Genomic DNA, 12,048 nt, shown 5'->3' on the forward strand with positions numbered 1-12,048 from the left:
CCGACGGCGCTGATGGCCGGCATCCCGACCGACGCGTCGGCGGATGCCGTCTACGACGCGTTCGCCTCGTGGGCCGCGGGTCGCGGCTTCGCGCTGTACCCCGCGCAGGACGAGGCCGTCATGGAGCTCGTCTCCGGCGCGAACGTGGTCCTGTCCACCCCGACGGGAACCGGCAAGTCGCTCGTCGCGGTCGCCGCGCACGCCGCGTGCCTGGCCGCCGGCGGCCGCTCCTATTACACAGCGCCCATCAAGGCGCTCGTGAGCGAGAAGTTCTTCGCGCTCGTGGAGATCTTCGGCGCCGAGAACGTCGGGATGGTCACGGGCGACTCCTCGGTCAACCCGGACGCGCCGATCGTGTGCTGCACCGCCGAGATCCTGTCGAACCTCGCGCTGCGACTGGGCCCGGACGCACCGGTGGACCAGGTCGTCATGGACGAGTTCCACTACTACGGCGATCCGGAGCGCGGCGGGGCGTGGCAGGTGCCGCTCCTGACGCTGCCGCGCGCGCAGTTCCTGCTCATGTCGGCGACCCTCGGCGACGTCACGGCGATCGCCGACGACCTCGCCCGCCGCACCGGACGGCCGACCGCCCTCGTCACGGGCGTCGAGCGGCCCGTGCCGCTGCACTTCTCCTACGAACGGCGACCCGTGCACGAGGTGCTCGCGGCGCTGCTGGAGAACAGCGAGTCGCCGGTGTACATCGTGCACTTCTCGCAGGCGGCCGCGCTCGAGCGGGCGCAGGCGCTGTCGAGCGTGAAGATCGCCACACGCGAGCAGCGCGACGCCATCGCGGAGGCCATCGGCGGCTTCCGCTTCACGACCGGGTTCGGCAAGACGCTGTCCCGGCTCGTGCGGTCGGGCATCGGCGTCCACCACGCCGGGATGCTGCCCCGCTACCGCCGGCTCGTGGAGACCCTCGCCCAGCGGGGCCTGCTGCGGGTGATCTGCGGCACCGACACCCTCGGCGTCGGGATCAACGTGCCGATCCGCACCGTGCTCCTCACGGCGCTGTCGAAGTTCGACGGCACGAAGATGCGGCAGCTGACGGCCCGCGAGTTCCACCAGGTGGCCGGGCGCGCGGGGCGTGCGGGGTACGACCCGTACGGCAACGTGGTCGTGATGGCGCCGGAGTGGGAGATCGAGAACGCCGTCGCCCTCGCCAAGGCCGGCGACGACCCCGCGAAGCGCAAGAAGATCGTGCGCAAGAAGGCGCCGACGGGTGTCGTCAACTGGGGCGAGGGCTCGTTCGAGCGCCTCATCACGGCCGTCCCGGAGCCGCTCGAGCCGCGGCTGCAGCTGACCGCCGCGATGCTCATCAACGTGATCGGCCGCGGCGGCGACGTGTTCGGCAACGTCCGCTCGCTCGTCTTCGACAACCACGAGTCGCGCACCCGCCGGTACGAGCTCGCGCGGCGCGCGATCGCGATCTTCCGCACGCTGGTCACCGCCGGGATCGTCGTCGCCGACGCCGACGGCATCCGCCTCACCGTCGATCTGCAGCCGAACTTCGCGCTCAACCAGCCGCTGTCGCCGTTCGCGCTCGCCGCGATCGGGCTGCTCTCGCCCGACGACGCCGAGACCGGCACGGGGCACTACGCGCTCGATGTCGTCAGCGTCATCGAGGCGACGCTCGACGATCCGCGCGCCATCCTCAATCAGCAGGAGTACCTCGCGCGCGGCGAGGCCGTCGGTGCGATGAAGCGGGACGGCATCGAGTACGACGAGCGGATGGCGCTGCTCGAGGACGTCACCTACCCGAAGCCGCTCGCCGAGCTCCTGGCGCAGGCGTTCGAGGTGTTCGCGTCGAGTCAGCCGTGGGTGCGCGACTTCGAGCTGTCGCCGAAGTCGGTCGTGCGTGACATGTTCGAGCGGGCGATGTCGTTCGGCGAGTACGTGTCGCAGTACCAGCTCGGCCGCAGCGAGGGGCTCGTGCTGCGATACCTGAGCGACGCGTACCGCGCGATCCGCCAGACGGTGCCGGCCGAAGCGCGGACCGACGAGCTCATGGACGTCATCGAGTGGCTCGGCGAGCTGGTCCGCCAGGTCGACTCGAGCCTCGTGGACGAGTGGGAGGCGCTCGTGCACCCCGCCGACGACCCGACGGCGCCGGTGGTGCCGCCGGCCCCGCCGTCCGTCCTGACCAACCGCCGCGCGTTCACGGTGCTCGTCCGCAACGAGCTGTTCCGCCGCGTGCAGCTCGCGGCGCGGCAGGACGACGACGCGCTCGTCGCCCTCGATCCCGACGCCGAGTGGCCCGCGGCGCTGGACGCGTACTTCGACGAGCACGACGAGATCCTCACCGGGGGCCCGGCGCGCTCGCCGCGCCTGTGCACGATCGACGAGTCCGACGCGGCATCGGGGTTCTGGCGCGTCGAGCAGGTCATCGACGACCCGGAGAACAACCACGACTGGCGCATCCGTGCCGAGGTCGACCTGGAGGCGTCGGTGGAGTCCGGCAGCGCCGTCACCCGCGTGACCCAGGTGCTCCGCCTGTAGCCCCGCGCGGTGGGCCGCGGGGGGACAATGGGGCGGTGACGACGTACCTCGCGTTCCTGCGTGCCATCAACCTCGGCGCGAAGCGCGTGTTCCCGAAGGGCGACATCCGACGCGTCGTCGAGAGTGCGGGCTTCGACGACGTCGACACGCACATCAACACCGGCAACGTCCGCTTCTCGAGCGGGATGCGGTCGCGTGAGCGCATCGAGGAGAAGCTCGAGCAGGCCTTCGCCGCCGACCGCGGCTTCGAGGTGCCGACCATGGTCTACACCGCCGCCGAGATCGCCGACATCGCCGCGACCGTGCAGGAGCTCGACGACGAGCATCCCGGACTCGCCCGGCACTACGTGTACCTGCTGAAGGACGAGCCGAGCCTCGATGCCCGCGCCCGTCTCGCGGCCGCCGCGAGCGACGCCGGCGAGATGATCGTCCGCGGCCGTGCCGCGCACGCGCTGCTGCGCCCCGGCTACCAGGACGGGCGCGTCGATCCGCTGGGCGCGGCCAAGCACCTCGGCGTCGCCACCAACCGCAACGCGACCGTCATCACGGCCCTCGCCGCCAAGTGGTGCTGACGACCGGACGGCACTGTCCGCCCCCGCGACTATCGTTGTCCGGGTGACTGACGGCGGCTGGAGCGACGACCCGTACGCCGACGTGCCCTGGGATCCCGACGAGTTCGGACCCCCCGAGGACATCGACGCACCCCCGCCGCCGGATCCGGCGTTCGACGGCTACGCGGCATCCGTCGCCCGCGCGACCCGAGACCACCCGGCGGGCGAGCAGCCGAGCGCGTACCGCGCGGCACCCGCCCGCACGTCCGTCGCGGCGACGGCACCCTCCGTGCTGACCCTCGAGCGGCGCGACCACCTCGGCGCCGACCCGGTCGCCGTGCTCAAAGAGGTCTTCGGCTACGACGCGTTCCGCGAGGGCCAGGACGAGATCGTCGCGCACGTCGTGGCCGGCGGCGACGCCGTCGTGCTCATGCCGACCGGTGGCGGCAAGTCGATCACCTATCAGGTGCCCGCGCTCGTCCGCCCCGGCACGGGCCTCGTCATCTCGCCGCTCATCGCGCTCATGCACGACCAGGTCGACGCGCTCATCGCGAACGGCGTCCGCGCCGCCTACCTGAACTCGACGCAGTCCTCGGGCGAGCGGGCCGGCGTCGAGCGCGCCTTCCTCGACGGGGAGCTCGACCTCCTCTACGTCGCCCCCGAGCGCCTGTCGGCATCGGCAACGACGAAGCTGCTGCAGCGCGGCACGCTCAGCGTCATCGCGATCGACGAGGCGCACTGCGTATCGCAGTGGGGTCACGACTTCCGCCCCGACTACCTCGCCCTCGGCGACCTGGCCGAGCGCTTCCCGGGCGTGCCGCGCATGGCGCTGACGGCCACCGCGACGCGCGCGACCCACCGCGAGCTCACCGAGCGCCTGGCGCTGCCCGACGCGAAGCACTTCGTCGCGAGCTTCGACCGCCCGAACATCCAGTACCGCATCGAGCCCAAGGTCGACCCGCGCAAGCAGCTCGTGCAGTTCATCCGCGCGCAGCCGGAGGGATCCGCCGGCATCGTCTACGCGCTGAGCCGCAAGTCGGTCGAGCAGACGGCCGACTATCTGCAGAAGCAGGGCCTCGACGCGCTGCCGTACCACGCGGGTCTGGATGCCGGCATCCGCGCCCGCAACCAGTCGCGGTTCCTCCGCGACGACGGCGTCGTCATGGTCGCCACGATCGCGTTCGGCATGGGCATCGACAAGCCCGACGTCCGGTTCGTCGCGCACATCGATCTGCCGAAGTCCGTCGAGGGCTACTACCAGGAGACCGGTCGCGCGGGGCGCGACGGCGAGCCGGCGGTCGGGTGGATGGCGTACGGCCTCGGGGATGTCGTGCAGCAGCGTCGCCTCATCGACCAGTCGCCCGGCGACCGCGCCTACAAGATGCGGATGGGCCAGCACCTCGACGCGATGCTCGCCCTGTGCGAGACGGTGGGATGCCGGCGGCAGAACCTGCTCGGCTACTTCGGGCAGGCCTCCGACCCGTGCGGTAACTGCGACACGTGCCTCGAGGCGCCGGAGACCTGGGACGGCCTCGTCGCAGCGCAGAAGCTCCTCTCCACGATCGTCCGGCTGCAGCGCGAGCGCGGCCAGTCCTTCGGCGCCGGCCACCTCATCGACATCCTGCGCGGCGCCTCGACCGAGCGCATCCGCCAGCAGGGGCACGACAAGCTGTCCACGTACGGTCTCGGCGCCGACCTGTCCGACCAGGATTGGCGCAGCGTCATCCGGCAGCTGCTCGCCGGCGGTGTCCTCGCTGCGCAGGGCGAGTACGGCACGCTCGGCATGGGCGAGGCCGGCGCCGCCGTGCTGCGCGGGGAGAGCCCGGTGCCGCTGCGCCGCGACGTGCTCGGTCGCACCGGGAGCACGCCCCGCACCCGCAAGTCGCCGGCGTCGGATGCCGTCGCCGCGGGCGACCGCGATCTCTTCGAGGCGCTGCGCACGTGGCGCGCGTCGGCGGCGAAGGAGCAGGGCGTGCCCGCGTACATCGTCTTCGGCGACGCGACGCTGCGTGCGCTCGCCGAGCGGCGCCCCGGATCGATGGCCGACCTCGACGGGGTCTCGGGCATCGGTGCGAAGAAGCGCGAGGCGTACGGCGAGGCCGTCCTGGCCGTGGTGGCCGCGAACGGCTGACGCCCGGCCCGTTCGCACGGTGGGCGTCCGCGGTCCCGCCTCACCGCGTCGCGCCGTCGCATGGCAACCGCCGCCGTTGCCGCGGCACCCCTGTCGTCAGCGCGTCCAGACCCGCACGTGCTCGACACGGAAGCGATGCGGGAGCGCCGCCACGTCGCGGACGCCGGTGGCGGGCGGCAGCTCGAAGACGTCGAGCATGAGCTGCACGGGGTAGTCGATCCGTTGGGCGACGGTCTTGACCCAGCGTCCGTCGATGAAGAACCGCAGGCGGTCCGGTGTCCACTCGACGGCGTAGTCGTGCGGCTGCGTCAGGTCGCCCCTGACGCGGATCCGCTCGACGTCGTCGTGCAGGCGCGGGTCGTGGTGCGCTTTGACGCCGACGGTCACCCAGCCGCCCTCGTCGTCGATGTCGTGCCCGAAGACCTCGGAGACGCAGATCTCCCCACTGTCCTCGGGGCGGTCCTCGAAGCCGATGGGCCAGAACGCGACCATGGCATCCGGATGCCGGATCGCCGACAGCCGCACCCCGATGACGCCGAAGCGCGGCAGCCACAGGCGGCGCTCCGGCTGCTCCTCGCGGACGACGAGCCCCTCCCGGAAGCGGTGCTGGCCGGTCGCGCTGCCCACCGGCCCGGAGAACTGCCCTGTCTGCACATGGGACACGCGCACGTCGCCGTCCCATTCCGGCGCCCACGGCGGGGTGTCCGGGTCGATCCGCAGCCCGAGCCCGTCGCCGGTCCGCCACCGCGCGGCCGTCGACCCTCGACTCGACCAGTGCGGGAGGTAGTGCGGCCACCAGCGTCCCTGGTCCAGCTCCGCGCCGTCGAACCGCTCCTCCTGCAGGCTCCCGGCAGCCTGCAGGGGCGACATGTCGAGCGCCCAGATGCGGAACGTCAGCTCACCGCCGCGCCACGGCTCGGTGCCCTCGCCCTGCGCTTCGAATCCCGCCCGCGCGCACAGCGCGTTCGATGGCGCGTTGTCGACACCGGGGTACGCGACGAGCAGATCGCGCCGCCCGTCCGCGCGGACCTCCGCCAGGAGGGCCCGCAGCGCCGCGCCCGCCACACCGCGTCCCTGATGCTCCGACAGGACCGACCAGCCCGTCTCGAAGGCGGGACGGCCGTCGTGGTCCACGGCCCAGTACCCGATGCCGCCGGCCGGTTCACCGTCGACGTCGATCCGGAACATGCGGGCGTCGTCGGTCTCCCACAGCCGCAGGTAGCGGGCGTGACGATCCCGGACCTCGGCCGGCGTCTCCGGCCCGCCGAGGTGCACCGTCATGCCGGGCGCGTTCATCCGCTCGAGGAGCGCGAGGTCGCCCTCGCTCCAGCGCGTCAGGGTCACCGTCATCCGCCCATCGTGCACCCGGCCGCCGACACGACGGCCACCCCGTCGCCGACACGACGGCATCCGGAGCCCGCCACCGCGACGAACCGCAGGACCGGGCGTGACAGGTGGGGCACAGGTGGCACACCCGCCCCGCCAGTCGCACCGCATCCTGCAGATTGCACCGCACCCGCCCGCCCCGCGCGCGGATGTCGGGACCGAACAATGCGCCGCGGCGCCGCGACCCGGCAGTGTTGTCGAAGTCATCCAACCGAGTTGGGGTGGTGTTGTGGGAGTCCTACCGTCGTGGCTGACCACCTCTGTCAACGCCGAAAGGTCCTGCGATGACCGACGCCGCCGTCCGTCCGAAGAAGCCCGCCACCGACAAGCGCACGCCCGCCGGCGGCGCCCCGACCGCTGCGCACTCCGCGGAGGAGGCGAACGAGGCCCGCATCCGCATCCCCGCCGTCACCGACCTGCTGCTCGGCACGTGGGCGGAGACGCGCCGCGAAGCGCGACAGCTGATCAAGGACCCGGCGTTCTGGCGCATCGAAGGCCAGCCGATGCCCGAGCACCGCGAGCGCGTCTTCGGGCAGCTGCGGCTTCTCGCGGACAACGGCGGCTCCCGCCGGGCCTTCCCGAAGGAATACGGCGGCCTGGGCGACAACGGCGCGAACCTGGCCGGGTTCATGGACCTCGTGCTCGCCGACCCGAGCCTGCAAATCAAGTCCGGCGTGCAGTGGGGGCTGTTCGGGTCGGCCATCCACCAGCTCGGGACGAAGAAGCACCACGACGCGTGGCTGCCGGACGTCATCAGCCTCGCGCTGCCCGGCGCCTTCGCGATGACCGAGACCGGGCACGGCTCCGATGTCGCCGCCATCGGCACCACGGCCACGTACGACCCCGACGCGGAGGAGTTCGTCATCCACACCCCGTTCCGGGGTGCGTGGAAGGACTACCTCGGCAACGCCGCCCTGCACGGACGTGCTGCGACGGTGTTCGCCCAGCTCATCACCGGCGGCGTCAACTACGGCGTGCACTGCTTCTTCGTGCCGCTGCGCGACGAGAACGGCGCGTTCCTGCCCGGTGTCGGCGGCGAGGACGACGGCGCGAAGGGCGGCCTCAACGGCATCGACAACGGCCGTCTGCACTTCGACCACGTGCGCGTGCCGCGTGAGAACCTGCTCAACCGCTACGGCGACGTCGCGCCCGACGGCAGCTACTCGAGCGAGATCTCCAGCCCCGGCCGCCGCTTCTTCACCATGCTGGGCGCGCTCGTGCAGGGCCGGGTCTGCCTCGACGGGGCGACGACGACCGCCACGGCGCTCGCGCTGAACATCGCGATCACCTACGCGAACCAGCGTCGCCAGTTCGACTCCGGTGCGGGGACGGACGAGGTCGTGCTCCTCGACTACGGCAAGCACCAGCGCCGCCTGCTGCCCCGCATCGCGCAGGTCTATGCGCAGTTCTTCGCCAACGACGAGCTGGTGCGGAAGTTCGACGGCATCTTCGGCGGCGCGCACGACACGTCCGAGGAGCGCGAGGACCTCGAGACCCTCGCCGCTGCGCTGAAGCCCCTCTCGACGTGGAACGCGCTGGACACGATCCAGGAATGCCGCGAAGCGTGTGGCGGTGCCGGCTTCCTCGCCGAGAACCGTCTCGTGGGGCTGCATCAGGACCTCGACGTCTACGTGACGTTCGAGGGCGACAACAACGTGCTCCTGCAGCTCGTCGGCAAGCGCCTGCTGAGCGACTTCGCCCAGCAGTTCCGTGGCGCGGATGCCGCGAAGCTGGCGAAGTACGCCGTCGGACAGACGGCGGGCAAGGTCTTCCACGGCGCGGGTCTCCGTCAGCTCGGGCAGGCCGTCGCCGACTTCGGGTCGCCGGCGCGCTCGGTCGAACTCGGCCTGCGCGCCGAGCAGCAGCACGAGCTGCTCGCCGGACGCGTCGAGCAGATGATCTCGGACATCGCAGCGCGCATGCGCCCGGCATCCAAGGCGACCCCTGTCGAGGCGGCGGCGATCTTCAACGCCAACCAGAGCGAGCTCATCGAGGCCGCCCGCGCACACGGCGAGCTGCTGCAGTGGGAGGCGTTCTCGGATGCCGTCAACGCGGTGGACGACGACGGCACGAAGCAGGTGCTCACGTGGCTGCGCGACCTCTTCGGCCTGACCCTCATCGAGAAGCACCTCGCGTGGCACCTCATCAACGGGCGCCTGTCGACGCAGCGCGCGGCGACGGTCACGCGGTACATCGACCGGCTGTGCCTGCGGCTCCGCCCGCACGCGCAGGATCTCGTGGATGCCTTCGGCTTCGAGCCCGAGCACGTCCGTGCCCCGATCGCCTCGGGCGCGGAGCGCGCGCGCCAGGACGAGGCCCGGGCGCACTACGTCGCGCTCGCCGCCTCCGGCGAGGCCCCGGTCTCGGAGAAGTCGCTGCGCAAGAAGTAGCCCGAGCCCGTCCCGGCGCCCGCGCGCGCCGGGACGTCGGGGCCGGTGCGTAGGGTGGGCGGGTGAGCGACACCCGCACCGGACCAGACGGCATCGCGCGCTGCGCGTGGGTCGGCGATGACCCCGAGTACCGCCGGTACCACGACGAGGAGTGGGGTCGGCCGCTGCACGGCGACCGCGCTCTGTTCGAGAAGATGAGCCTCGAGGGCTTCCAGGCCGGGCTCAGCTGGATCACGATCCTCCGGAAGCGCCCGCGCTTCCGCGAGGTCTTCGCGGGCTTCGACCCCGCCGTGGTCGCGGCGTTCGGTCCGGACGACATCGAGCGGCTCATGGCGGATGCCGGCATCATCCGCAACCGGCTCAAGATCGAGGCGACGATCTCCAACGCCCGCCTCCTGCTCGACATGGCGCCGGGCGAGCTCGACGAGTTCATGTGGTCGTTCGCGCCGGCCCGGCCTCCGCGCCCCGTGTCGTTCGCGGACGTCCCCGCGACGACAGCCGACTCGGATGCCATGAGCAAGGCGCTGCGGAAGCGCGGCTTCCGCTTCGTCGGGTCGACGACGATGTACGCGCTCATGCAGTCCGCCGGCATGGTCGACGACCACGTCGACGGATGCCACCGCGCCGCGTAGCGGCATCCCCTCGCCCTCCGCCCACCGAACCCGGGCTCACCGCGGACGCCCGCTGTCCGCAGTGCGGGGGAGACTGTAGGGTCGCACCGATCGAGAGGACCCGCATGCCCGCTGAACGCGCCGCGCACATCGCCGATTCGCACGAGGTCATCCGTGTCGTCGGAGCCCGCGAGAACAACCTCAAGAACATCGACGTGGAGATCCCCAAGCGCCGCCTGACGGTGTTCACGGGGGTCAGCGGATCCGGGAAGTCCTCGCTCGTCTTCAGCACGATCGCCGCCGAGTCCCAGCGCCTCATCAACGAGACGTACCCGACGTTCGTGCAGCAGTTCATGGGCCAGATCGGCCGCCCCGAGGTCGACGCCCTCGAGAACATCAGCCCCGCGATCATCGTCGACCAGGAGCGCATGGGCTCCAACTCCCGCTCGACGGTCGGCACCGCGACCGACGCGCACGCGATGCTGCGCATCCTCTTCAGCCGCATCGGCCAGCCGCACGTCGGCTCGCCCCAGGCGTTCTCCTTCAACATCCCGTCGGCGTCGGGCAGCGGGGCGATCACGATCGACCGCGGACCCGACAAGGGCAAGACCGAACGCCGCAGCTTCGAGATCACGGGCGGCATGTGCCCGCGCTGCGAGGGGCTCGGCGAAGTGAGCGACATCGACATCGACGAGCTGCTCGACCGCAGCAAGTCGCTCGCCGAGGGCGCCATCACCGTGCCCGGCTACAACGCCGACGGCTGGATGGTGCGCGCGTTCAGCGAGTCCGGCTTCGTGGATGCCGACAAGCCCATCGCCGACTACTCCGAGCAGGAGCTCGCCGACCTCCTCTACAAGGAGCCGACGAAGGTCAAGATCCAGAACATCAACATGACCTACGAGGGGCTCGTGCCCAAGGTCACGAAGTCGATGCTGCAGAAGGACCGCGACACGCTCCAGCCGCACATCCGCGCGTTCGTCGACCGGGCGGTGAAGTTCACGGCCTGCCCCGACTGCCGCGGGACGCGGCTCAACGAGGGTGCGCGGTCCTCGAAGATCCGCGGGGTCAGCATCGCGGATGCCGCGGCCATGCAGATCTCCGACCTCGCCTCGTGGCTGGCGACGATCGACGACCCCGAGGTCGCGCCCCTCATGGCCGGCATGCGCCAGACGATCGACTCGTTCGTCGAGATCGGTCTCGGGTACCTCTCGCTCGACCGGGCCTCCGGGTCGCTCTCCGGCGGCGAGGCGCAGCGCACGAAGATGATCCGGCACCTCGGGTCGAGCCTCACCGACATCGCCTACGTCTTCGACGAGCCGACCGCGGGCCTGCACCCGCACGACATCCAGCGCATGAACGACCTGCTGCAGCAGCTCCGCGACAAGGGCAACACGGTCCTCGTCGTCGAGCACAAGCCCGAGGTCATCGACATCGCCGACCATGTCGTCGACCTCGGTCCCGGAGCCGGCCGCCACGGCGGCGAGATCACCTACGTCGGCGACGTCGCAGGGCTGCGCGCCTCCGGCACCCTCACCGGTCGCCACCTCGACCACCGCGCGACGCTCAAGCCCGGCACGCGCACCTCGACCGGCGCGCTGCCGATCCGCGGCGCGACGCAGCACAACCTGAAGTCCGTCGACGTCGACGTCCCGCTCGGCATCCTCACCGTCGTGACCGGCGTCGCGGGCTCCGGCAAGTCCTCCCTCATCCACGGCAACATCCCCGCCTTCGACGACGTCGTGGTGGTCGACCAGTCGCCCATCAAGGGGTCGCGGCGCAGCAGCCCGGCGACCTACACGGGGCTCCTCGACGTCATCCGCGCCGCCTTCGCGAAGGCGAACGGCGTGAAGCCCGCCCTCTTCAGCGCCAACTCGGAGGGCGCCTGCCCGGCGTGCCGCGGACTGGGCGTCATCGTGACGAGCCTCGGCATCACGGCGAGCGTCGAGACGACGTGCGAGCTGTGCGGCGGCACCGGGTTCAGCGACGCCGTGCTGGAGTACACCCTCGACGGCCGCAACATCGCCCAGGTGCTCGCGCTGTCCGCCGCGGAGGCCGCGGAGTTCTTCCCGAAGGGCCCCGCGAACACGACCCTCGCCCGGATGATCGACGTGGGCCTCGGCTACATCACGCTCGGACAGTCGCTCAACACCCTCTCGGGCGGCGAGCGGCAGCGCCTCAAACTCGCGATCGCGATGGCGAAGAAGGGCGCGGTCTACGTCCTGGACGAGCCGACGACCGGTCTGCACCTGGCAGACGTCGACAACATGCTCGCGATGCTGGACCGGCTCGTGGATGCCGGCAACTCCGTCATCGTCATCGAGCACCACCAGGCGGTCATGGCGCATGCCGACTGGCTCATCGATCTCGGACCCGGCGCCGGGCACGACGGCGGGCGGATCGTGTTCGAGGGGACGCCGGCCGAACTCGTCGCGACCGGCGACTCGCTCACCGCGGTGCATCTGCGGACGTATGTCGGGGCCTGA

At 71.4% G+C, this 12,048-nt stretch carries 7 protein-coding genes; 6 read left to right on the forward strand and 1 reads right to left on the reverse strand.

Translation table 11 applies throughout. The annotated features are described in order from the left end of the window. Positions 1-12 precede the first annotated feature (12 nt). Genes QZL85_RS09580 through recQ form a run of 3 tightly spaced genes read left to right on the forward strand, consistent with a single transcriptional unit; the run spans position 13 to position 5,178 of the window. Complete coding sequence (locus QZL85_RS09580) at positions 13-2,496, forward strand: RNA helicase (protein ID WP_295576371.1); 2,484 nt, start codon at positions 13-15, stop codon at positions 2,494-2,496. Positions 2,497-2,531: 35 nt separating this feature from the next. Then, positions 2,532-3,068: a DUF1697 domain-containing protein gene (locus QZL85_RS09585; protein WP_295576335.1), complete on the forward strand. Its 537-nt coding sequence runs from the start codon at positions 2,532-2,534 to the stop codon at positions 3,066-3,068. A gap of 43 nt (positions 3,069-3,111) precedes the next feature. After that, positions 3,112-5,178: a DNA helicase RecQ gene (gene recQ / locus QZL85_RS09590; protein ID WP_295576336.1), complete on the forward strand. Its 2,067-nt coding sequence runs from the start codon at positions 3,112-3,114 to the stop codon at positions 5,176-5,178. A 96-nt stretch (positions 5,179-5,274) separates the two neighbouring features. Here recQ and QZL85_RS09595 read toward each other — a convergent pair whose 3' ends face one another. Beyond that, on the reverse strand, positions 5,275-6,528 hold the full coding sequence (locus QZL85_RS09595; protein ID WP_295576337.1) for a GNAT family N-acetyltransferase: 1,254 nt from the start codon (positions 6,526-6,528) through the stop codon (positions 5,275-5,277). A gap of 320 nt (positions 6,529-6,848) precedes the next feature. Here QZL85_RS09595 and QZL85_RS09600 point away from each other — a divergent pair, with 320 nt between their 5' ends. From QZL85_RS09600 to QZL85_RS09610, 3 genes are all read left to right on the forward strand, one after another. After that, complete coding sequence (locus tag QZL85_RS09600; RefSeq protein ID WP_295576339.1) at positions 6,849-8,954, forward strand: acyl-CoA dehydrogenase; 2,106 nt, start codon at positions 6,849-6,851, stop codon at positions 8,952-8,954. Between the two features lie 62 nt (positions 8,955-9,016). Continuing rightward, positions 9,017-9,586: a DNA-3-methyladenine glycosylase I gene (locus tag QZL85_RS09605; protein ID WP_295576340.1), complete on the forward strand. Its 570-nt coding sequence runs from the start codon at positions 9,017-9,019 to the stop codon at positions 9,584-9,586. A gap of 104 nt (positions 9,587-9,690) precedes the next feature. Beyond that, complete coding sequence (locus tag QZL85_RS09610) at positions 9,691-12,048, forward strand: excinuclease ABC subunit UvrA (RefSeq protein ID WP_295576341.1); 2,358 nt, start codon at positions 9,691-9,693, stop codon at positions 12,046-12,048.

The sequence above is a fragment of the uncultured Microbacterium sp. genome, from assembly GCF_900078385.1.
GTDB lineage: Bacteria > Actinomycetota > Actinomycetes > Actinomycetales > Microbacteriaceae > Microbacterium.